This window comes from Enterobacter cloacae complex sp. BZL2005, assembly GCF_049238885.1.
Classification (GTDB): domain Bacteria; phylum Pseudomonadota; class Gammaproteobacteria; order Enterobacterales; family Enterobacteriaceae; genus Enterobacter; species Enterobacter roggenkampii.
This window is the reverse complement of the sequence record NZ_JBMKGI010000005.1, coordinates 64,466-85,850: the sequence shown is the minus strand read 5'-3', so window position 1 is coordinate 85,850 and position 21,385 is coordinate 64,466. Positions and strand designations below refer to the sequence as shown.

At 56.4% G+C, this 21,385-nt stretch carries 18 protein-coding genes; 11 read left to right on the top strand and 7 right to left on the bottom strand.

What is annotated here, in order from left to right; all coding sequences use genetic code 11:
- Positions 1 to 36: 36 nt before the first annotated feature.
- The 5 genes from rpoN to npr all read left to right on the top strand — a co-directional run bounded on the left by rpoN (position 37) and on the right by npr (position 3,523).
- Complete coding sequence (gene rpoN / locus ACOTXI_RS11430) at positions 37 to 1,470, top strand: RNA polymerase factor sigma-54 (RefSeq protein WP_008501445.1); 1,434 nt, start codon at positions 37 to 39, stop codon at positions 1,468 to 1,470.
- 22 nt (positions 1,471 to 1,492) lie between these two features.
- Positions 1,493 to 1,780 (top strand): ribosome hibernation promoting factor, encoded by a 288-nt coding sequence (hpf, locus tag ACOTXI_RS11425; RefSeq protein WP_008501444.1) that lies wholly within the window; start codon positions 1,493 to 1,495, stop codon positions 1,778 to 1,780.
- 82 nt (positions 1,781 to 1,862) lie between these two features.
- Entirely contained in the window at positions 1,863 to 2,354 is a 492-nt protein-coding gene (ptsN, locus tag ACOTXI_RS11420; RefSeq protein WP_008501443.1) for a PTS IIA-like nitrogen regulatory protein PtsN, read from the top strand.
- Between the two features lie 45 nt (positions 2,355 to 2,399).
- Positions 2,400 to 3,254, top strand: coding sequence for an RNase adapter RapZ (gene rapZ, locus ACOTXI_RS11415; protein WP_008501442.1), 855 nt, complete (start codon positions 2,400 to 2,402; stop codon positions 3,252 to 3,254).
- Entirely contained in the window at positions 3,251 to 3,523 is a 273-nt protein-coding gene (gene npr / locus ACOTXI_RS11410) for a PTS phosphocarrier protein NPr (RefSeq protein WP_003861872.1), read from the top strand. The genes rapZ and npr overlap by 4 nt, the downstream gene beginning before the upstream one ends.
- A gap of 41 nt (positions 3,524 to 3,564) precedes the next feature.
- Here the strand turns inward: npr and mtgA are convergent, their stop codons facing one another.
- The 5 genes from mtgA to lptF form a co-directional block, all read right to left on the bottom strand.
- The gene (mtgA, locus tag ACOTXI_RS11405; protein ID WP_023326169.1) at positions 3,565 to 4,290 is read right to left on the bottom strand and encodes a monofunctional biosynthetic peptidoglycan transglycosylase; all 726 of its coding nucleotides are present in this window, start codon (positions 4,288 to 4,290) and stop codon (positions 3,565 to 3,567) included.
- The gene (gene elbB, locus ACOTXI_RS11400; RefSeq protein WP_032653621.1) at positions 4,287 to 4,940 is read right to left on the bottom strand and encodes an isoprenoid biosynthesis glyoxalase ElbB; all 654 of its coding nucleotides are present in this window, start codon (positions 4,938 to 4,940) and stop codon (positions 4,287 to 4,289) included. Before elbB ends, mtgA begins: the two co-directional genes overlap by 4 nt.
- 232 nt (positions 4,941 to 5,172) lie before the next feature.
- The gene (gene arcB, locus ACOTXI_RS11395) at positions 5,173 to 7,506 is read right to left on the bottom strand and encodes an aerobic respiration two-component sensor histidine kinase ArcB (RefSeq protein WP_058655012.1); all 2,334 of its coding nucleotides are present in this window, start codon (positions 7,504 to 7,506) and stop codon (positions 5,173 to 5,175) included.
- Positions 7,507 to 7,641: 135 nt separating this feature from the next.
- A complete protein-coding gene (gene lptG / locus ACOTXI_RS11390) occupies positions 7,642 to 8,724 on the bottom strand; it encodes an LPS export ABC transporter permease LptG (protein WP_008501437.1) in 1,083 nt (360 codons plus the stop codon).
- The gene (gene lptF / locus ACOTXI_RS11385) at positions 8,724 to 9,824 is read right to left on the bottom strand and encodes an LPS export ABC transporter permease LptF (protein ID WP_021242268.1); all 1,101 of its coding nucleotides are present in this window, start codon (positions 9,822 to 9,824) and stop codon (positions 8,724 to 8,726) included. The genes lptG and lptF overlap by 1 nt, the downstream gene beginning before the upstream one ends.
- A 266-nt stretch (positions 9,825 to 10,090) precedes the next feature.
- On the opposite strand from lptF, the gene pepA reads away from it, so the two are divergent.
- From pepA to ahr, 5 genes are all read left to right on the top strand, one after another.
- On the top strand, positions 10,091 to 11,602 hold the full coding sequence (pepA, locus tag ACOTXI_RS11380; protein ID WP_008501434.1) for a leucyl aminopeptidase: 1,512 nt from the start codon (positions 10,091 to 10,093) through the stop codon (positions 11,600 to 11,602).
- 117 nt (positions 11,603 to 11,719) lie between these two features.
- Positions 11,720 to 12,163: a DNA polymerase III subunit chi gene (gene holC, locus ACOTXI_RS11375; protein WP_008502815.1), complete on the top strand. Its 444-nt coding sequence runs from the start codon at positions 11,720 to 11,722 to the stop codon at positions 12,161 to 12,163.
- Positions 12,163 to 15,018, top strand: a complete 2,856-nt coding sequence (locus tag ACOTXI_RS11370) for a valine--tRNA ligase (RefSeq protein ID WP_055321273.1) — start codon at positions 12,163 to 12,165, stop codon at positions 15,016 to 15,018. The genes holC and ACOTXI_RS11370 overlap by 1 nt, the downstream gene beginning before the upstream one ends.
- 123 nt (positions 15,019 to 15,141) lie before the next feature.
- Entirely contained in the window at positions 15,142 to 15,645 is a 504-nt protein-coding gene (locus ACOTXI_RS11365; RefSeq protein WP_008502817.1) for a GNAT family N-acetyltransferase, read from the top strand.
- Between the two features lie 83 nt (positions 15,646 to 15,728).
- Positions 15,729 to 16,748 carry an NADPH-dependent aldehyde reductase Ahr gene (ahr, locus tag ACOTXI_RS11360; protein ID WP_008502818.1) on the top strand — a complete coding sequence of 340 codons (1,020 nt, stop codon included), beginning with the start codon at positions 15,729 to 15,731 and terminating at the stop codon, positions 16,746 to 16,748.
- Positions 16,749 to 16,791: 43 nt separating this feature from the next.
- Here the strand turns inward: ahr and ACOTXI_RS11355 are convergent, their stop codons facing one another.
- Positions 16,792 to 18,432 (bottom strand): dihydroxyacetone kinase subunit DhaK, encoded by a 1,641-nt coding sequence (locus ACOTXI_RS11355; protein WP_008502819.1) that lies wholly within the window; start codon positions 18,430 to 18,432, stop codon positions 16,792 to 16,794.
- A gap of 137 nt (positions 18,433 to 18,569) precedes the next feature.
- On the opposite strand from ACOTXI_RS11355, the gene ACOTXI_RS11350 reads away from it, so the two are divergent.
- On the top strand, positions 18,570 to 20,072 hold the full coding sequence (locus ACOTXI_RS11350) for a helicase HerA-like C-terminal domain-containing protein (RefSeq protein WP_008502820.1): 1,503 nt from the start codon (positions 18,570 to 18,572) through the stop codon (positions 20,070 to 20,072).
- Here the strand turns inward: ACOTXI_RS11350 and ACOTXI_RS11345 are convergent.
- Positions 20,052 to 20,993: a TIGR01212 family radical SAM protein gene (locus tag ACOTXI_RS11345; RefSeq protein WP_102000900.1), complete on the bottom strand. Its 942-nt coding sequence runs from the start codon at positions 20,991 to 20,993 to the stop codon at positions 20,052 to 20,054. The two genes, ACOTXI_RS11350 and ACOTXI_RS11345, sit on opposite strands and share 21 nt — an antisense overlap.
- Positions 20,994 to 21,385 lie beyond the last annotated feature (392 nt).

The following is a 21,385-nucleotide window of genomic DNA, read 5'->3' as shown; positions in this document are numbered from 1 at the left end:
TAACGTAACGCCGAACCGGAGAAAAATGCTCTGAACATGAAGCAAGGTTTGCAATTAAGGCTCAGCCAACAACTGGCGATGACGCCGCAGCTACAGCAGGCAATTCGCCTGTTGCAACTGTCCACGTTAGAACTTCAGCAGGAGCTCCAGCAGGCGCTGGACAGTAACCCCCTGCTGGAACAAACCGATCTTCATGACGAGGTAGATACCCAGCAATCGCAGGATACTGAAGCGCTCGATACCGCGGATGCACTCGAACAAAAAGAGATGCCCGACGAGCTTCCGCTTGATGCCAGCTGGGATGAAATCTACACCGCCGGAACCCCTTCCGGTACGCGTGCGGACTACCAGGACGATGAGCTACCGGTCTATCAGGGCGAAACCACCCAGTCGCTGCAGGATTACCTGATGTGGCAGGTGGAACTCACCCCCTTCTCCGATACCGACCGCGCGATTGCCACGTCAATTGTCGATGCCGTTGACGACACCGGCTATTTGACCGTCACCCTCGACGATATACTGGAAAGCATGGGCGACGACGAGATTGAGCTTGAGGAAGTCGAAGCCGTTCTGAAGCGCATCCAGCGTTTCGATCCGGTAGGCGTGGCTGCAAAAGATCTGCGCGACTGTCTGCTGATCCAGCTTTCTCAGTTCAGCAAAGAAACGCCATGGCTCGAGGAGGCGCGGGCGATCATCAGCGATCATCTGGATCTGCTGGCGAACCACGATTTCCGCACCCTGATGCGCGTCACGCGCCTGAAGGAAGAGGTGCTGAAAGAAGCGGTGAATCTGATCCAGTCGCTCGATCCGCGCCCCGGTCAGTCGATCCAGACCAGCGAGCCCGAGTACGTGATCCCGGACGTGCTGGTCAGAAAACACAACGGCCGCTGGGTCGTTGAACTGAATTCAGACAGCATCCCTCGCCTGCAAATCAACCAGCAGTATGCCTCCATGTGCACCAGCGTGCGTAACGACGCCGACAACCAATATATTCGTAGCAATTTGCAGGAAGCGCGATGGCTGATCAAAAGTCTGGAGAGCCGAAATGATACGCTGCTACGCGTCAGCCGCTGTATTGTCGAACAGCAGCAGGCGTTCTTTGAGCAGGGTGAAGAGTATATGAAACCGATGGTGCTGGCGGATATCGCTCAGGCCGTCGAGATGCATGAATCAACCATTTCCCGTGTCACCACGCAGAAGTATCTGCACAGTCCACGCGGTATTTTTGAGCTTAAGTATTTCTTCTCCAGCCATGTGAATACCGAGGGCGGCGGCGAAGCGTCGTCAACGGCCATTCGTGCTCTGGTGAAGAAGTTGATCGCCGCGGAGAATCCCGCGAAGCCACTAAGCGACAGTAAGTTAACCACCATGCTGTCCGATCAGGGTATTATGGTGGCACGTCGTACTGTTGCGAAGTATCGAGAGTCTTTATCCATTCCGCCGTCCAACCAGCGTAAACAGCTGGTCTGACACAACCGATAAGGAAGACACTATGCAGCTCAACATCACTGGACAAAACGTCGAAATTACTGAGGCTTTACGCGACTTTGTGAACGCGAAGTTTGCAAAACTCGAGCAGTATTTCGAAAGGATCAATCAGGTCTACATTGTGTTGAAAGTGGAGAAAGTGACTCATATCTCGGATGCCACCCTGCATGTTAACGGGGGGGAACTGCATGCCAGTGCGGAAGGGCAAGACATGTACGCTGCTATCGACGGCTTGATTGATAAGCTTGCGCGACAGCTCAATAAACATAAAGATAAACTGAAACAACACTAATTGTCCGGGCAGTTAACGGGTGCAGGATGGCCTGTTGTGAAACACAACAGGCCATTTGTACAGTTAGCGCTTAGGTGAAATTATGATGAACAACGATTCCGCTCTTCAACTGAGCAATGTCCTTAACCAGGAATGTACCCGCAGTGCGGTTCACTGCCAGAGCAAAAAACGTGCGCTGGAAATCATCAGTGAACTGGCCGCAAAACAGCTGGGCCTGCCGCCGCAGGTGGTGTTCGAAGCGATTCTGACCCGCGAAAAGATGGGCAGTACCGGTATCGGCAACGGCATCGCAATCCCGCACGGCAAGCTGGAAGAGGATACCCTGCGTGCCGTCGGTGTGTTTGTGCAGCTTGAAACACCGATCGCCTTTGATGCCATTGATAACCAGCCCGTCGATCTCCTCTTCGCGCTGCTGGTGCCTGCTGACCAGACGAAAACCCATCTGCATACGCTGTCGCTGGTCGCCAAACGTCTGGCTGATAAAACCATTTGCCGTCGACTGCGCTCGGCTCAAAGTGATGAAGAGCTTTATCAAATTATCACCGAAGCAGAAGGCAATCAGGATGATGCATAACCAGGAGATGGCCTTCACATCTGTTGTCCTGAGGAGAAACGGAACATGGTGCTGATGATTGTCAGCGGTCGTTCAGGGTCGGGGAAATCCGTTGCTCTGCGCGCGCTGGAAGACATGGGTTTTTACTGCGTCGATAACCTTCCGGTCGTGTTGCTGCCCGACCTGGCCCGTACGCTTGCGGAGAGACAGACCTCGGCCGCCGTCAGTATCGACGTTCGTAACATGCCGGAATCGCCAGAGATCTTCGAACAGGCAATGAGTAACCTGCCTGACACGTTCTCGCCTCAGCTGCTTTTCCTCGATGCAGACCGTAATACCCTGATTCGCCGCTACAGCGACACCCGTCGTTTGCACCCGCTTTCCAGTAAGAACCTCTCCCTGGAGAGCGCAATCGATGAAGAGAGCGATCTGCTGGAGCCGCTGCGTTCTCGCGCCGACCTGATTGTCGACACCTCTGAGATGTCCGTTCACGAGCTGGCGGAAATGCTGCGTACCCGGTTGTTGGGTAAACGCGAGCGCGAACTGACGATGGTGTTCGAATCCTTTGGCTTCAAGCACGGTATCCCGATTGATGCGGATTATGTTTTCGACGTGCGCTTCCTGCCGAACCCGCACTGGGATCCGAAACTGCGTCCCATGACCGGTCTGGATAAACCCGTTGCGGCCTTCCTCGACAGGCACACAGAAGTTCACAATTTTATCTACCAGACGCGAAGCTACCTTGAGCTATGGTTACCTATGCTGGAGACAAACAATCGTAGCTATCTGACGGTAGCGATTGGCTGTACCGGCGGTAAACATCGTTCGGTCTACATCGCCGAACAGCTGGCCGACTACTTCCGCTCACGCGGAAAGAACGTTCAGTCCCGTCATCGCACGCTGGAAAAACGTAAAACATGACCGTAAAACAGACCGTTGAGATCACCAATAAGCTGGGCATGCATGCGCGCCCGGCGATGAAGCTGTTTGAGCTGATGCAGGGTTTCGATGCAGAAGTTCTGCTGCGGAATGACGAAGGTACCGAAGCGGAGGCGAACAGCGTCATTGCGCTGCTGATGCTGGATTCCGCCAAAGGGCGTCAGATTGAAGTCGAAGCCACCGGCCCCCAGGAAGAGGAAGCGCTGGCGGCGGTGATTGCGCTGTTTAACGCAGGGTTCGACGAAGATTAAGGTCTCTGCCCTTCAGGCGGGTGGCGCTGCGCTTACCCGCCCTACATAAGTTTGTTGCTCTCCATAAACCCTTCTCCTCCCAACTGACGCATCTGGCGCATAATCCACGCCTGACGGCTTCGCACGTACCCTGAGGGGGCACTGGCTTTAAAACGGATGGGATTAGGCAGAACAGCCGCGAGCAGCGCCGCCTCAGACATGCTCAGCTTGCTGGCGGGTTTATTAAAATAGCGTTGTGATGCAGCTTCGACACCAAATACCCCGTCGCCAAACTCGGCAACGTTGAGATACACGGTCAGAATGCGCTTTTTGCTCCAGACCGTTTCCATGCCCAGGGTGAGCCCCGCTTCCAGCCCCTTTCGCACCCAGCTGCGGCCGTCCCACAGAAACAGATTTTTGGCCGTCTGCTGCGACAACGTTGACGCGCCGCGCACGCGGTTTTCATGGCGTTCGTTATGGGCCAGCGCCTTCTCAATGGCCGCAACGTCGAACCCCCAGTGCTCCGGGAATTTCTGATCCTCCGCTGCGATGACCGCCAGCCCCATAAACGGAGAGATCTCGTCCATGCTTACCCAGTCAGAATGGGCAACATAGCCGAAATCGCCGCTGAGCCACGCGCCGAGCTGACGCTCAACCATCACGGCAGAGAACGGGACCGGCATAATGCTGAACACGGCCAGCCCGCCTCCCCAGAACACCGCCATGACGAGAACAATGCGTAGAAGAAGGCGTTTCACCCATGCGCCTGCGGAAAACGGACGCCTCATTCCGTCAGCACCAGCACGCGGGCGACCAGTTTTTCAATGCCCACGGCGGCTTCCGCGATATTCTTCGCCAGCATATACGCAGGCGTGGTGACAATCTTGTTATCTTCATCAACCACAATGTCATCCACCGGGCACGGAACGTGTTCGCCCCCCATTTCCTCGACGATCTCTGCGGTATCAATATCCGTCCCGATAGTCAGGCGCAGCGGGAAATCAAAAATTTTAGGCAACATCGCCGGTGCGATACAGATAAAGCCCAGCGGTTTCCCTGCCGCATGCATGGCCTGCGACAGCGCTTTGAGATGAGGATCGATCTGACACTCCGCGCCCTGCGCGGCAAAGGTACTGAGATTTTTGGCTGCGCCAAACCCACCCGGCACAATGAGCGCATCAAGCTCTGCAGGGTCTGCCTGAATAAGAGGATGGATGTCACCTCGCGCAATGCGCGCGGCTTCAATCAGCACGTTACGGGTTTCCGCCATTGGCTCACCGGTCAGATGGTTAATCACATCCGCCTGATTTTTGTCTGGCGCAAAACAAATCACCTCGGCTCCCTGCTTAGCCAGGGCCAGCAGCGTGATGACGGCTTCATGTATCTCAGAGCCATCGTAAACACCGCATCCGCTTAGCACGACACCAATCTTTTTCATCATGACAATCCTTTTCTGCAACTTGCTGAAGCACATTAATAATTTTGATTAAAACGCTATGCTTCACACATTTCACTGATTCATGTAACAAACCATTTAAGATTTGCTATCTTATCTGCGTGCGGCCTAAATTTTTCAGGCAGCGCCCTTTCAAAAATAACGTTTAAAAACAGGCGCAGCCACGATTTCCCTGGTGTTGGCGCAGTATTCGCGCACCCCGGTTAATCCGGGGTCATTTTTTTCTGGCGTCAACCCAGGCTTTTAGCACCGCCACATCGTTTTGCCATTCCTGTTTCATCTCTTCAACCCAATCACCCACGTTATCTTCCCATGCAGGTAAATCAGGCGACTGAATCTGTTGCCCCAGCTGCTGCAGATGGCGTAAGCCAACCGAGCCGGCGGCACCTTTGATTTTATGTCCTTCTTCCACGATCCCCTTCTGGTCACGGGCCGTCAGGTTGGATTCCAGCACGCTCAGATAGCCCGGCATCATTTTTTCGAACACCGCCAGACCGTCGGTAATCAGTTTCGGCCCCACCAGATCGATGTACTGCTCCAGCATCGCGGTATCGAGTATCGTTTGGGCTTTTGCGCTATCAACAGACGTCATGGTGCTCTCCTCTTCATCATGGGTATCCCAGAACTTTTTGATCATAGCGGTCAGAGCAGGCACCGCCAGCGGCTTGCTGAGAACATCGTCCATACCGGCATCGAGATACTCTTTTTTATCTTTCAGCACGTTCGCCGTCAGGGCAACCAGCGGCGGCAGTTCGTCGGCCGCGTACTGACGCGTCAACTCGCGCGAGATATCCAGCCCGGTCATATCCGGTAATTGAATATCCAGCAGAACGAGATCGTATTCGCCTGGTTTAAACATCTCCAGCGCGTCTTTGCCGGTCATCGCGACATCCACGCTGTTGCCCAGTTTTTCCAGTACAGAGCGCGCCACAATTACGTTCAGCTCAATATCTTCCACCAGCAGGACGTGCAGGGCAGGCAGCGGCATATCGTCATTTTCAAAGGTATCCTCTACCTCTTCCGCCACCGCAGGGGCATGGACCGTCAGCGTGAAGGTTGACCCTTTGCCCGGCTGGCTGGCAACGGTGATATCGCCGCCCATACTCTTCGCCAGACGTTTAGACACCGCCAGGCCAATGCCCGTACCGGTGGCCGGTTTCCCACCGTTGCTGTCTTTCACCTGATAGTACATGGCGAAGATTTTGTCCTGCTCCTCCAGCGGAATACCCATCCCGGAGTCTTCCACCTCGAAGTGCAGCATGTCACCTTCGTCATAGCGGATACGCACCGCCACCTTTCCTTTCTGGGTAAATTTCACCGCGTTGCTGATCAGGTTCCACAGGATCTGGCGCAGTCGCGTGCCGTCCGTCACCACTTTATGCGGCAGCGGCAGGGTTGGCTCCATGACAAAGCTCAATCCCTTCTGCTGCGCCTGCAGGCCAGACAGGTTTTCCAGATCGGCAAGGAAGCTGGTGAAATCCACAGGCTGGTTATCAAGCTGAACTTTACGGCGCTCCATCTTATCCATATCAATAATATCGTTGAAGATATTACCCAGCGTGACCGCTGAAACATGGATAGTCTTGAGGTATTTTTCCTGCTCTGCGGTCAGGTCGGTATCCAGCAGAATACGGCTCAACCCGACGATGCCGTTAAGCGGCGTACGCAGCTCGTGGCTGATGGTGGAGATAAAGGTGGTCTTGTCGCGGCTGGCGCGCTCCAGGGCATCCTGATAGCGCTTACGCTCGGTAATATCGCGGCCAAAGCCCATCAGGCCGTGGCGTTTCCCCACGCGGTCATAGTAGGGTACCTTACGGATCTCAAAGCAGGCTTTGCGCCCGTCCGGGTAATCCAGCCACTGTTCATAGGTCAGCGAGACGTTATGACGGAAGACTTTTTCGTCGGTCTCCATGACCTTGGCCGCCGCCTCTTCAGAGTAAACGTCCTGCGGCTTCAGGTGAATCAGCTGCTTCTCGCTTTTTCCGGTAAGCAACTCCATCGCCCGGTTACAGCCGGAAAATTCTTTATCTTCATTACGGTAGAACACCAGATCCGGCGACGCATCCAGGAACGACCGCAGGAAAGAAGATTGCTGCTCAAGCTGGATCTGCGTGACCTCGCGCTCTTTCATTTCGATTTTCAGCTGCTCCAGGGTGGCCTGACGCTCGGCCTCCGCTTTCTCACGATCTGAAATCTCCTGATTCAGCTGCGCAATGTTGTCTTTGAGCTGGACGTTGAGCTTCAGGTCACGCTCGCGCATCTCTTCCAGCTTATCCACCAGCTTAGACAAACGCTGACGGGACTCTTCCAGCTGTTCAACCACCACGGAAAGGAAATAGACCGCCCAGGGAGTAATAAGCAAGCCAAAGAAGATGGAGCGGATGACGTCGATACTCTCGACCTGACCATGCAGAACCATGGTAACCGCCATTTGCACGACAATGGCCAGAACGACCAGCGCCAGCGCAAGCAGCATGGAAAAACGCACCAGCCCAAGCTTCATCATCAGGTCGACGTAATACTGGGCAAGCATTCGAATTTGCTTCATAGAGGATCCCTTCACGACGTTATCGCTCAATAATACTCAAATTCGCGGCGGGACGTTGAAGGTTGTGAGAAAAAGTGCGGGGTGAAACAGGAGATTAGCCTCGCTCCCGGGTAACCGGAAGCGAGGAGAGGTCAATCAGGAGCGTTTCAATAGCAGCCAGAGACTGATCAGGAGGAAGCTGGCGCTTGGCAGCAGCGCACCGATAATCGGCGGAATGCCATAAACCAGCGTCAGCGGACCGAAGATCTGATCGAGCACGTAGAACACAAAGCCGAAGCTGATGCCGGTCACGACGCGGACCCCCATCGGCACGCTGCGCAACGGGCCGAAGATAAACGACAGCGCCATCAGCATCATTACCGCCACGGACATCGGCTGGAAGATTTTGCTCCACATGTTGAGCTGATAGCGTCCCGCATCCTGTCCGCTCGACTTCAGGTATTTCACATAGTTGTGTAAACCACTGATGGAGAGCGCGTCAGGATCCAGCGCCACGACGCCGAGCTTATCGGGCGTCAGGTTGGTTTTCCACGTACCGGTTACCGTCTGAGAACCCGTAATCTGTTTCGGATCGGTCAGGTCAGATTCATCAACCTGGGACAACCGCCACTGCTTATGTTCGGCGTCAAACTTCGCCGAAGAGGCGTGGCGAACGGACTGCAGACGGCGCTGGTCATCGAAAGCGTAGATGCTCACTCCGCCCAGTTCATCATTCCCCTTCACCCGTTCGATGTAGACGAAGTTTTTACCGTCTTTCGCCCATAAACCTTGCTGAGTCGAGAGCAGTGAGCCGCCGTACATCGCCTGAGCACGATAGTTACGCGCCATCTGTTCGCCCTGCGGCGCGACCCACTCGCCAATCGCCATGGTCAACAGCACCAGGGGGATGGCGGTTTTCATTACCGACAGCGCGACCTGCATACGGGTAAAACCCGAAGCCTGCATAACGACCAGCTCACTGCGCTGCGCCAGCATCCCCAGCCCCAGCAGCGCCCCCAGCAGGGCCGCCATCGGGAAGAAGATCTGCACATCTTTCGGCACGCTGAGCAGGGTATACATCCCCGCGCCCAGCGCGTCATAGCTCCCCTGCCCGGCTTTTTTCAGCTGATCGACAAATTTGATAATGCCGGAGAGGGACACCAGCATGAACAACGTCATCATGATGGTGGTAAAAATGGTTTTACCGATATAGCGATCAAGAACGCCAAACGCCTGCATTAGATGGCTCCTTTACGCGAGAATCGGGCACGTATGCGGCGCACAGGCACCGTATCCCACAGGTTTAACCCCAGCGCCAGTAAGATGTACAGGCTGTTAACGAACCATGTCCAGACCATTGGGTCCAGCTTACCCTTCGCGCCGTTGGAACGAATCGAGGTTTGCAGCAGGAAATAGATCAGGTAAAGCAGCATCGCTGGTAGCATAGAGAGCACGCGTCCCTGACGCGGGTTCACCACGCTCAGCGGAACGACAATCAGCGCCATCATGAACACGGTGAAGACAAGCGTAATACGCCAGTGGAACTCAGCACGCGCTCGGTTGGTATCGGTATTCCAGAGGGTACGCATGTCCATTTGCTCGGTATCCGTTGGATCGAGCGCCACGGTCTGATGGCCGATAATGGCCTGATAGTTCTGGAAATCCGTAATGCGGAAGTCACGCAGCATCGCGGTGCCTTCGAAACGGGTGCCTTTGTTCAGCGTCACGACCTGAGAACCATCTTTGCGCTGAGCAAGCTGACCGGAGTCGGCAACCACCACAGAAGGACGCGCGTTACCTTTAGGACGCAGCTGCGCCAGGAAAACATCGTTGAATTTGCTGCCGTCAACGCTCTCAATAAACAGCACGGAGTTCCCGTCGGTTGCCTGCTGGAACTGCCCCTGGGCTAACGCCGCCATGCCGGGGTTGGCTTTCGCTTCGGCCAGCACTTCGTCCTGATGGCGAGAAGACAGAGGACCCGCCCACATCACATTCACCGCCGCAACGATCCCCGTGAACAGCGCCAGTATCATGGCGGCTTTGACCAGCACCGCTTTGCTCAGGCCACAGGCATGCATCACCGTGATTTCACTCTCGGTGTAGAGTTTCCCAAGCGTCATGAGCAGGCCAAGGAAAAGACTTAGCGGCAGGATAAGCTGCGCCATTTCCGGGATCCCTAAACCAAGCAGGGAAAGCACCAGATTTGTTGGAATTTCGCCGTCAACGGCCGCACCGAGGATCTTAACCAGCTTCTGACAGAAAAAAATCAGCAGCAGGATGAAGAGGATCGCCAGTTGGCTTTTGAGCGTCTCCCGCACCAGATATCTTATGATTATCACTTTAAATACGCCCGTAAAAACCCGTCTCTTTGCTGGAAAATCGCTTGTTTCATGGCTTAAACGTCATTTATTCTCTTGAGTCGTCGAAATCATCGCTAAGATTAAAACATCCGGCGGATTCACGCTTCAGGACTTTTTCTGACGTGTCGAAACCGTAGTAACGTAAGATTAACACGAAGTCACCACAACAGCGGACATGAGTTACGAAAGGTTTCAATTCTATCCGTAGCCGCCGCCGTTGTCTTTAAGATTCAGGAGCGTAGTGCATGGAGTTCAGTGTAAAAAGCGGTAGCCCGGAGAAACAGCGGAGTGCCTGCATCGTTGTGGGCGTCTTTGAACCACGCCGACTCTCCCCGATCGCCGAACAACTCGATAAAATCAGTGACGGCTATATTAGCGCCCTGCTGCGCCGTGGCGAACTGGAAGGCAAACCTGGGCAGACGCTGTTACTGCACCATGTTCCGAACGTACTGTCAGAGCGCATTCTGCTGATTGGCTGCGGCAAAGAACGCGAGCTGGATGAACGTCAGTACAAGCAGGTGATTCAGAAAACCATCAATACGCTGAATGATACCGGTTCAATGGAAGCGGTATGCTTCCTGACCGAGCTGCACGTTAAAGGGCGTAACACCTACTGGAAAGTGCGTCAGGCAGTCGAAACGGCAAAAGAGAGCCTGTACAGCTTCGATCAGCTGAAGACCAATAAAAGCGAGCCGCGTCGTCCGCTGCGTAAAATGGTCTTTAACGTGCCAACCCGTCGCGAGCTGACCAGCGGCGAGCGCGCCATTCAGCACGGTCTGGCCATTGCCGCCGGTATTAAAGCGGCAAAAGATCTCGGCAACATGCCGCCGAACATCTGTAACGCCGCTTACCTCGCCTCTCAGGCGCGCCAGCTGGCAGACGCCTACAGCAAAAACGTGATTACCCGCGTCATCGGCGAACAGCAGATGAAAGAGCTGGGAATGCACTCTTACCTGGCGGTGGGTAACGGCTCGCAGAACGAATCCCTGATGTCGGTTATCGAGTACAAGGGCAACCCGGCCGAAGACGCGCGCCCTGTCGTGCTGGTCGGTAAAGGCCTGACCTTCGATTCCGGCGGTATCTCCATCAAGCCTGCCGAAGGCATGGACGAGATGAAATACGACATGTGCGGCGCGGCGGCGGTTTACGGCGTGATGCGCATGGTCGCGGAACTCCAGCTGCCGATCAACGTGATCGGGGTCCTGGCGGGCTGCGAAAACATGCCCGGCGGTCGCGCGTATCGCCCGGGTGACGTCCTGACCACCATGTCTGGCCAGACGGTAGAAGTGCTGAACACCGACGCTGAAGGCCGTCTGGTACTCTGTGACGTGTTGACCTACGTTGAGCGCTTCGAGCCAGAAGCGGTCATTGACGTCGCCACCCTGACCGGTGCCTGCGTGATTGCCCTTGGCCACCACATTACCGGCCTGATGTCTAACCATAATCCGCTGGCGCACGAGCTGATTAGCGCCTCGGAGCAGGCCGGTGACCGCGCATGGCGTCTGCCGCTGGGTGACGAATATCAGGAGCAGCTGGAGTCTAACTTCGCGGATATGGCGAACATCGGCGGACGTCCTGGCGGGGCGATCACCGCGGGCTGCTTCCTGGCGCGCTTCACCCGCAAGTACAACTGGGCGCACCTGGATATCGCGGGTACCGCATGGCGCTCCGGTAAGGCCAAAGGCGCAACCGGTCGTCCGGTAGCGCTGCTGTCGCAGTTCCTGCTCAACCGTGCGGGTTTTAACGGCGACGAATGATATAAAATGCCGGGTGGCGGCTTCGCCTTACCCGGCCTACACGCCACTCAACCGTAGGCCGGGTAAGCGAAGCGCCACCCGGCTTTGCATTTAAATCCACGACAAGAAGCCCCATATATGAAGAATGCAACGTTCTACCTTCTGGACAACGACACCCATCAGGATGGACTCAGCGCCGTCGAACAACTGGTGTGTGAAATTGCCGCAGAACGTTGGCGCGCAGGCAAACGCGTGTTGATAGCCTGTGAAGATGAGCAGCAGGCGATTCGTCTCGATGAAGCGCTGTGGGCCCGCCCGCCGGAGAGCTTTGTTCCGCATAACCTGTCAGGCGAAGGGCCACGCGGCGGGGCGCCGGTGGAAATTGCCTGGCCGCAAAAGCGCAACAGCAGCGCGCGCGACATTCTGATTAGCCTTCGGATAGATTTTGCAGATTTTGCCACCGCTTTCACAGAAGTGGTAGACTTTGTCCCTTACGAAGAATCCTTGAAACAACTGGCGCGCGAACGCTATAAAGCGTACCGCCTGGCTGGTTTTAACCTGAATACGGCAACCTGGAAATAATGGAAAAGACATATAACCCACGCGATATCGAACAGCCGCTTTACGAGCACTGGGAACAGCAGGGCTATTTCAAGCCTAACGGCGACGAAAGCAAAGAGTCCTTCTGCATCATGATCCCGCCGCCGAACGTCACCGGCAGTTTGCATATGGGTCATGCTTTCCAGCAGACCATCATGGACACCATGATCCGCTACCAGCGCATGCAGGGCAAAAACACCCTGTGGCAGGCGGGGACTGACCACGCGGGTATCGCGACCCAGATGGTGGTTGAGCGTAAAATTGCCGCTGAAGAAGGGAAAACCCGCCACGACTACGGTCGCGACGCGTTCATCGACAAAATCTGGCAGTGGAAAGCGGAATCTGGCGGCACCATTACCCGTCAGATGCGCCGTCTCGGCAACTCCGTGGACTGGGAGCGCGAGCGCTTCACCATGGATGAAGGCCTTTCCAACGCCGTGAAAGAAGTCTTCGTCCGCCTGTACAAAGAAGACCTGATTTACCGCGGCAAGCGCCTGGTTAACTGGGATCCAAAACTGCGCACCGCGATTTCCGATCTGGAAGTGGAAAACCGCGAGTCCAAGGGCTCCATGTGGCACATCCGCTATCCGCTGGCCGACGGCGCAAAAACCGCTGACGGTAAAGATTACCTGGTGGTCGCGACCACCCGTCCGGAAACCCTGCTGGGCGATACCGGCGTGGCCGTTAACCCGGAAGATCCGCGTTATAAAGATCTGATTGGCAAATTCGTGGTGCTGCCGCTGGTAAACCGCCGTATTCCGATTGTGGGCGACGAACACGCCGACATGGAAAAAGGCACCGGCTGCGTGAAAATCACCCCGGCGCACGACTTCAACGACTATGAAGTGGGTCGTCGTCACGCCCTGCCGATGATCAACATTCTGACCTTCGACGGCGATATCCGCGAAAGCGCAGAAGTGTACGACACCAAAGGCAACGAATCCGACGTTTATTCCAGCGACATCCCGGCCGAGTTCCAGAAGCTGGAACGCTTTGCCGCGCGTAAAGCGATTGTGGCTGCCGTTGACGCACTGGGCCTGCTGGAAGAGATCAAGCCTCACGACCTGACCGTGCCATACGGCGACCGTGGCGGCGTGGTTATCGAGCCAATGCTGACCGACCAGTGGTACGTGCGTGCCGACGTGCTGGCGAAACCGGCTGTGGAAGCGGTTGAAAACGGCAGCATTCAGTTCGTGCCGAAGCAGTACGAAAACATGTACTTCTCCTGGATGCGCGATATTCAGGACTGGTGTATCTCCCGTCAGCTGTGGTGGGGTCACCGTATCCCGGCATGGTACGACAACGAAGGCAACGTGTACGTTGGCCGCAGCGAAGATGAAGTGCGCCAGGAAAACAACCTGAGCGCTGACGTTGCCCTGCGTCAGGACGAAGACGTGCTGGATACCTGGTTCTCCTCCGCGCTGTGGACCTTCTCCACCCTCGGCTGGCCAGAAAACACCGACGCGCTGCGTCAGTTCCACCCAACCAGCGTGATGGTGTCCGGCTTCGACATTATCTTCTTCTGGATTGCCCGCATGATCATGATGACCATGCACTTCATCAAAGACGAAGACGGCAAGCCGCAGGTTCCGTTCCATACCGTCTACATGACCGGTCTGATCCGCGACGACGAAGGCCAGAAGATGTCCAAATCCAAGGGTAACGTCATTGACCCGCTGGATATGGTTGACGGTATTTCTCTGGAAGAGCTGCTGGAAAAACGCACCGGCAACATGATGCAGCCTCAGCTGGCGGAGAAAATCCGCAAGCGCACCGAGAAACAGTTCCCGAACGGGATTGAGGCTCACGGTACCGACGCCCTGCGCTTCACCCTGGCAGCGCTGGCCTCGACCGGCCGTGACATCAACTGGGACATGAAGCGTCTGGAAGGTTACCGTAACTTCTGTAACAAGCTGTGGAACGCCAGCCGCTTTGTGCTGATGAACACCGAAGATCAGGATTGCGGCTTCAACGGCGGCGAGATGACCCTCTCCCTGGCCGACCGCTGGATCCTGGCGGAATTCAACCAGACCGTGAAAGCGTTCCGCGACGCGCTGGACAGCTACCGCTTCGATATCGCGGCGGGCATTCTGTATGAATTCACCTGGAACCAGTTCTGTGACTGGTATCTGGAGCTGGCGAAGCCGGTCATGAACGGCGGCACTGAGGCGGAACTGCGCGGCACGCGCAACACGCTGATTACCGTTCTGGAAGGCCTGCTGCGCCTGGCGCATCCGGTTATTCCATTCATCACCGAGACCATCTGGCAGCGCGTGAAGGTGATTGCAGGCATCAACGCCGACACCATCATGCTGCAGCCGTTCCCGGCGTTCGATGCGGCTAAGGTTGATGAAGCGGCGTCTGCGGATACCGAGTGGCTGAAGCAGGCGATCGTGGCGGTACGTAACATTCGTGCTGAAATGAACATCGCGCCGGGCAAACCGCTGGAGCTGCTGCTGCGCGGCTGTAGCGAAGCGGCCGTTCGTCGCGTCACCGAGAACAACACCTTCCTGAAAACCATGGCGCGTCTGGAAAGCATCACCGTGCTGCCTGCTGATGACAAAGGTCCGGTTTCCGTGACCAAAATCATCGACGGCGCCGAGCTGCTGATCCCGATGGCGGGTCTGATCGACAAAGACGCTGAGCTGGCTCGTCTGGCGAAAGAAGTGGCGAAAGTCGACGTGGAAATTGGCAAAATCGAAAGCAAGCTGGCGAACGAAGGCTTTGTTGCCCGCGCGCCGGAAGCGGTCATCGCGAAAGAGCGTGAGCGTCTGGTTGCCTTCGCCGATGCGAAGACCAAGCTGATTGAGCAGCAGGCGGTTATCGCTGCCCTGTAATGCTTTTACCCCTTACGCTTCAGGGCGTAAGGGGTAACCTTCCTGAAAACTCCTCGCTTGCACTCCCCTTTCTGCGGTGCTATTAACAGCAGTTATGTGTCAATTTTTGTAATGAGTAATGCTATGAGCGTGATTACCCCCGTCGCGACGACGATGCGCCGGATCGCTGAGCAGGATAACCCGGCTATCGCCGCCGTTATTCGCACCGTTTCTGCCGAATATGGACTGACGGCTGACAAGGGCTACACGGTTGCCGACCCGAATCTGGACGCGCTTTTCCAGCTCTACAGCCAGCCTGGTCATGCCTACTGGGTCATCGAGCAGAACGGTCAGGTCGTGGGCGGCGGCGGCGTGGCGCCCCTCAGCTGCAGCGAGCCGGATATCTGCGAACTGCAGAAAATGTATTTCCTGCCAACGGCACGCGGACAAGGACTGGCAAAAAAGCTGGCGCTGATGGCGCTGGACCACGCGCGCAAGCAGGGTTTTACCCGCTGCTACCTTGAAACGACCGCCTTCCTCAAAGAGGCCATCGGCCTGTATGAACATCTGGGCTTTGAGCATATCGATGCGCCGCTGGGCTGTACCGGCCACGTTGATTGCGAAGTCAGAATGCTGAAAAGTCTGTAACTTTCGTTCCTGCCCTCTTCTGTTAAGCGGCTGTAAACTGAATGCTCTACACTCTCAGTTCACACCACAACGGGGGAAACACGATGTCGAAGATAAAAAGCTACGCCGCACCGCAGGCGGGTGCAGAACTTGAGCTGTACGAGTACGATGCGGGCGAACTAAAAGCAGAAGACGTCGAAGTACAGGTTGATTACTGCGGGATCTGCCACTCGGATCTCTCGATGATCGACAACGAATGGGGCTTCTCCAGCTATCCGCTGGTTGCCGGGCACGAAGTTATTGGCCGCGTCGTGGCGCTCGGTAGCGCCGCGCAGGACAAAGGGCTCAAAGTGGGCCAGCGCGTGGGCATTGGCTGGACGGCACGCAGTTGCGGTCACTGCGATGCCTGTATCAGCGGCAATCAAATCAACTGCCTCGAAGGCGCCGTTCCCACCATTCTCAACAAAGGTGGTTTTGCCGATAAACTGCGCGCCGACTGGCAATGGGTCATCCCGCTGCCGGACAGCATTGATATCGAATCCGCCGGTCCGCTGCTGTGTGGCGGCATCACCGTCTTCAAGCCGCTGCTGATGCACCATATCACCGCCACCAGCCGCGTCGGCGTCATCGGTATCGGCGGACTGGGGCATATTGCCATTAAGCTGCTGCACGCGATGGGCTGTGAAGTCACGGCGTTCAGCTCGAACCCGGCGAAAGAGAAAGAAGTGCTGGCGATGGGGGCGGATAAAGTGGTGAACAGCCGCGATCCGGACGCGCTGAACGCGCTGGCGGGCCAGTTTGACCTGATCATCAACACCGTGAACGTCGATCTCGACTGGCAGCCGTACTTTGAAGCGCTGGCCTACGGCGGTAACTTCCACACCGTGGGTGCGGTAATGAAGCCGCTGCCGGTTCCGGCGTTTACCCTGATCGGCGGGGATCGCAGCATCTCCGGTTCTGCAACCGGTACGCCGTACGAGCTGCGCAAACTGATGAAATTCGCCGGACGCACCAAAGTGGCGCCGACCACCGAACTGTATCCGATGTCAAAAATCAACGAAGCGATCCAGCACGTGCGCGACGGCAAAGCCCGCTACCGCGTGGTGCTGAAAGCAGATTTCTGATGTGAGTTTGCCGGGTGGCGGCTTCGCCTTACCCGGCCTACTTTCACTGCTGCGCCAATACGTTAAATACTTCCGCTACCGCGACCGCTCCCGGATCCATCACCCCATCCAGGTTCTCTTTATTGACATACGACGAGCGTCCCGCGCCGGCTTTCGCCATTTTCGACGTTGCTTCTGCGCCCTGCTGCGCGGCCTGCGCTGCCGCCTGAATATTGCCTTTCTGTAACGCCTCCAGCGCCGGTTGCAGCGCATCGATCAGCGTGCGATCGCCGAGATCCGCCCCGCCGTACTGCTTCATCTGCGCCAGCCCGCTCAGCAACGCTTCCGGTAGCGACTGGCCATCGTGAAGCTTTTGCCCGGCCGCGGTAAAGAAGATCGACATTAATACACCGCTCGATCCGCCCATCACCGTGGCCAGCCGCTCGCCAACCAGCAGCAGCAGCTTAGACACATCGTTAAGCGGGAGCGCGTTCTCCTCCAGGCGCTGCGCAATATCCCGCGCCCCTTGCGCAAAGGTAGAGCCGGTATCGCCATCCCCCACTTTAGCATCCAGCGCGTTCAGGCGGTTTTCGAGCTGGAGCAGCGTTGTCGACACGGAGGAGACAAACGCACGCACCTGTGGATTGTCAGACGGAGTGTGCTCCACACGGTCATGAATGGCGCTATGCGCCACGGTGCGCAGTGGCGCAAATGCGACGGGCTTCTGCCAGCCCAGCGTCTCGACGTCGGCGTGAATCGCCTTTTCAAAGAAATCGTTGAGCTTCAGCAGCGTCAGAGAAAAGCCTTTCATATCCAGCGCGCTGACCAGTGGCGCAGGGCCAATCAGGTACGCGATATTCTCTTTCAGCGCCGAGTGCGCCAGCTCTTTGGTCAGCAGCGCCATCTCCAGCGCCGATACGCCGCCAAGATTGTTAATCAGCACCGCAAAACGCCCCTCCCCCGCCTGCGCGCGTAACGGCGTCACCAGGGTGTCGATAACGGCTTTGCTGTTTTGCGTATCCACCACGGAAGCCCCGGGCTCGCCGTGAATGCCCAGGCCCAGCTCGACATGGCCTTGCTTAATGCGCCCCTCTTCATCGTCGCTGCCCGGCAGGTTGCACGTTTGCATCGCTACGCCCAGGCTCCAGAGGTTATCGCAGGCCTGTTGCGCAATATCCCGCACCTCGCTCAGCGATTTCCCCTGTTCCGCCGCATAGCCCGCAATCTTGTGCACCAGTGCCGTGCCGGCAATACCGCGCGGCTGCTTGTTATCCGGCAGCGCGATATCGTCCGCCACAATCACCATCTCCACCTTCAGGCCGAAGCGTTTGGCCTTTTCAGCGGCCAGGCCGAAGTTCAGGCGGTCGCCGGTGTAGTTTTTGACGATCAGCAGACAGCCGCGATCGCCCGTGACCGCGACGATGGCATTCAGTACCGCATCCACGCTCGGCGAGGCAAACAGATCGCCGCACACTGCCGCCGTCAGCATCCCTTTGCCAACAAACCCGGCGTGTGCGGGTTCATGGCCTGAGCCGCCGCCGGAAATTACCGCCACGCGGCTTTTATCCCAGTCGCCGCGCGCGACGATCCGGATGGCCGGATCGATATCAAGCTTGACGAGATTGGCATGTGGCGCAGAAAGCAGTATGCCTTCAATGGCATCGTTGACCAGCTGTTTGCGATCGTTAAAGAAGAATCTGGACATAGTTTCCCACTATTTTGTGAACCGTATGCAAAAGCATAGTCCGCGCTGGATAATGCGCCGCAAAGTCAGCAATTTACTCAGCCGTTTTACCGTCAGGTTGCTTATACTCCACCCAGGACTACGAGAGGAAGCGCATCATGAGTACACCATTGTTAATTGCCCGGACGCTGGAAAAAGAGCTCTATTTACTGCCCGCGATGGCGAACCGCCACGGTCTGATCACCGGCGCGACCGGGACGGGGAAAACCGTCACCCTGCAAAAGCTGGCGGAGTCGCTTTCAGAGATTGGCGTACCGGTCTTTATGGCTGACGTAAAAGGCGATTTAACCGGTGTGGCTCAGGAAGGGACCGCCTCTGAAAAACTGCTCGAACGGTTGAAGAATATCGGCATCACGGACTGGACGCCGCACGGTAACCCGGTGGTGGTATGGGACATCTTCGGTGAAAAAGGCCACCCGGTGCGCGCCACCGTCTCCGATCTCGGTCCCTTGCTGCTGGCCCGTTTGCTTAACCTCAACGACGTGCAGTCCGGCGTATTGAATATCATCTTCCGTATTGCCGATGACCAGGGGTTGCTGCTGCTTGATTTCAAAGATCTGCGCGCCATTACGCAGTACATCGGCGATAACGCCAAATCCTTCCAGAACCAGTACGGCAACATCAGCAGCGCCTCGGTGGGCGCAATTCAGCGTGGCCTACTGACGCTGGAGCAACAGGGTGCCGAGCACTTCTTCGGCGAGCCAATGCTGGATATCAAAGACTGGATGCGCACCGACAGCAGCGGAAAAGGGATTATTAACATCCTGAGCTCCGAAAAGCTCTACCAGATGCCGAAACTCTACGCCGCCAGCCTGCTGTGGATGCTCTCTGAACTTTACGAACAGCTGCCAGAGGCGGGCGACCTTGAGAAGCCGAAGCTGGTGTTCTTCTTTGATGAAGCGCACCTGCTGTTTAACGATGCACCGCAGGTGCTGCTGGACAAGATCGAGCAGGTTATCCGCCTGATCCGCTCCAAAGGCGTCGGCGTCTGGTTTGTCTCGCAAAACCCGTCGGATATCCCCGATAACGTGCTGGGACAACTCGGTAACCGCGTACAGCACGCCCTGCGCGCCTTCACGCCGAAAGATCAAAAAGCGGTAAAAGCCGCTGCGCAAACCATGCGCGCCAATCCGGCCTTTGATACCGAAGCCGCCATTCAGGCGCTGGGCACCGGTGAAGCGCTGATCTCGTTCCTCGATGCGAAGGGTAGCCCGTCCGTAGTGGAACGCGCCATGGTCATTGCACCTTGCTCGCGCATGGGGCCGGTGACCGACGATGAGCGCAACGGCCTGATTAACCACTCTCCGGTTTACGGGAAATATGAAGACGAGGTGGATCGCGAGTCCGCGTTCGAGATGCTGCAAAAAGGAGTCCAGGCGACAACGGAATCGCAGGATGCGCCTGCCGCTAAAGGGCAGTCTGTCGCCGTGGATGACGGCATTCTTGGCGGACTCAAAGACATCCTGTTCGGCAGCACCGGGCCGCGCGGCGGCAAACGCGACGGCGTAGTGCAGACGATGGCGAAAAGCGCCGCGCGACAGGTCACCAATCAGATCGTGCGCGGCATGCTGGGGAGTTTGTTAGGCGGCCGTCGCCGGTAGACGCGGAACCCACGGGCGGCCCAGCGCCGAACCCTGTACGCCGTTCTCCTGCAGGTAGCGGTCAATTTCCACCATCCCCGTCCAGCGGTTCTCACACCACAGCGGTGCCAGAAGCGTTGGACGGCGGGCGCTGGCCGAGATGCGGTGGTAGACAATCTCCGCTGGCGTGTGGCGAATAATCTCCCCCGCCGTCACCGTATAGTCCTCAAGCTCGATACCGCTTAACCGCCCGGCCTCCCAGGCTTTCGCCATAATGCTGCCCTTCACGATATGCAGCGGATGAAGCTTGATGCCGTCCACGCCGGTTTCAACGACTTTTTCCAGGGTTTCAAGGCCATGCTGTTGACCTTCACCGGGCAGACCGACAATCAGATGTGAACAGACCTTCAGCCCGCGCTCGCGTGCCAGCCGCGTGGTGCGCTGGTAGCAGGCGAAATCATGGCCACGGTTGATACGGTGCAGCGTTTTATCATGTGCCGTTTGCAAGCCCAGCTCCAGCCAGATCTCGTAGCCTTGTTCTTTGTACTCGCTGAGCAGGTCCAGCACCGCGTCCGGTACGCAGTCCGGGCGGGTTCCCACGCACAGCCCAACGATACTGGCCTGGCTGACGGCCTGCTGATACATCGATCGCAATACCTGCACCTCCGCCCACGTGCTGGTGTAAGCCTGAAAATAGGCCAGATACTGCTTCGCACGGTTCACCAGGCTGGCCTGGTGGGCAAGCTGCTCAGCGATAGAATGGTGCTGCTGCGCCTCATCGGCAAACGACGCGACGTTACAGAAGGTGCAGCCTCCGCGCCCGATGGTGCCGTCGCGATTCGGGCAGCTAAACCCGCCGTGCAGCGTCAGCTTATGAACCTTTTGCCCGTAGCGCTGCAAAAGATCCCCACCAAACATATTGACTAATTTCTGTAACTGCATAATCTGATAGACCGTCCCGGAGAAAGGGGACAAGCCTGCCATTTTTAGCCTCTGTCGGCGATGACCTGGATCAATCGCCCTGGACGGCCTTTATCTATATGAATAAATACTCAGGATTACTGCAATTTCATTCACGCCGCATGTGATTACTTTTCCTTATGTTCTGATTGTTTTTTTCATTTATAGCGCCATCACTGAAAAACAGTGTGTTTATGCGGGTTTGCGTCCAATGCCAGATTATTGTTCTGCTATAAAACCGCTATTCAGCACGCTACATGGATAATACCGCTTTCATATAGTGAGTCAGATCACACTCCGCTGTGCTCTTTCAGGGCATTCATTCAATGCAAAATTAGTTAAATAACATTAAAATACAAACAGATAAACTCTCT

Coding starts and splice junctions, on each gene's coding strand:
- lptG (WP_008501437.1), bottom strand. CDS start 8,724: ATGCAGGCGTTTGGCGTTCTTGATCGCTATATCGGTAAAACCATTTTT.
- ACOTXI_RS11370 (WP_055321273.1), top strand. CDS start 12,163: ATGGAAAAGACATATAACCCACGCGATATCGAACAGCCGCTTTACGAG.
- ACOTXI_RS11355 (WP_008502819.1), bottom strand. CDS start 18,432: ATGTCCAGATTCTTCTTTAACGATCGCAAACAGCTGGTCAACGATGCC.
- arcB (WP_058655012.1), bottom strand. CDS start 7,506: ATGAAGCAAATTCGAATGCTTGCCCAGTATTACGTCGACCTGATGATG.
- ahr (WP_008502818.1), top strand. CDS start 15,729: ATGTCGAAGATAAAAAGCTACGCCGCACCGCAGGCGGGTGCAGAACTT.
- pepA (WP_008501434.1), top strand. CDS start 10,091: ATGGAGTTCAGTGTAAAAAGCGGTAGCCCGGAGAAACAGCGGAGTGCC.
- ACOTXI_RS11350 (WP_008502820.1), top strand. CDS start 18,570: ATGAGTACACCATTGTTAATTGCCCGGACGCTGGAAAAAGAGCTCTAT.
- npr (WP_003861872.1), top strand. CDS start 3,251: ATGACCGTAAAACAGACCGTTGAGATCACCAATAAGCTGGGCATGCAT.
- hpf (WP_008501444.1), top strand. CDS start 1,493: ATGCAGCTCAACATCACTGGACAAAACGTCGAAATTACTGAGGCTTTA.
- holC (WP_008502815.1), top strand. CDS start 11,720: ATGAAGAATGCAACGTTCTACCTTCTGGACAACGACACCCATCAGGAT.
- ptsN (WP_008501443.1), top strand. CDS start 1,863: ATGATGAACAACGATTCCGCTCTTCAACTGAGCAATGTCCTTAACCAG.
- rpoN (WP_008501445.1), top strand. CDS start 37: ATGAAGCAAGGTTTGCAATTAAGGCTCAGCCAACAACTGGCGATGACG.
- mtgA (WP_023326169.1), bottom strand. CDS start 4,290: ATGAGGCGTCCGTTTTCCGCAGGCGCATGGGTGAAACGCCTTCTTCTA.
- rapZ (WP_008501442.1), top strand. CDS start 2,400: ATGGTGCTGATGATTGTCAGCGGTCGTTCAGGGTCGGGGAAATCCGTT.
- ACOTXI_RS11345 (WP_102000900.1), bottom strand. CDS start 20,993: ATGCAGTTACAGAAATTAGTCAATATGTTTGGTGGGGATCTTTTGCAG.
- ACOTXI_RS11365 (WP_008502817.1), top strand. CDS start 15,142: ATGAGCGTGATTACCCCCGTCGCGACGACGATGCGCCGGATCGCTGAG.
- elbB (WP_032653621.1), bottom strand. CDS start 4,940: ATGAAAAAGATTGGTGTCGTGCTAAGCGGATGCGGTGTTTACGATGGC.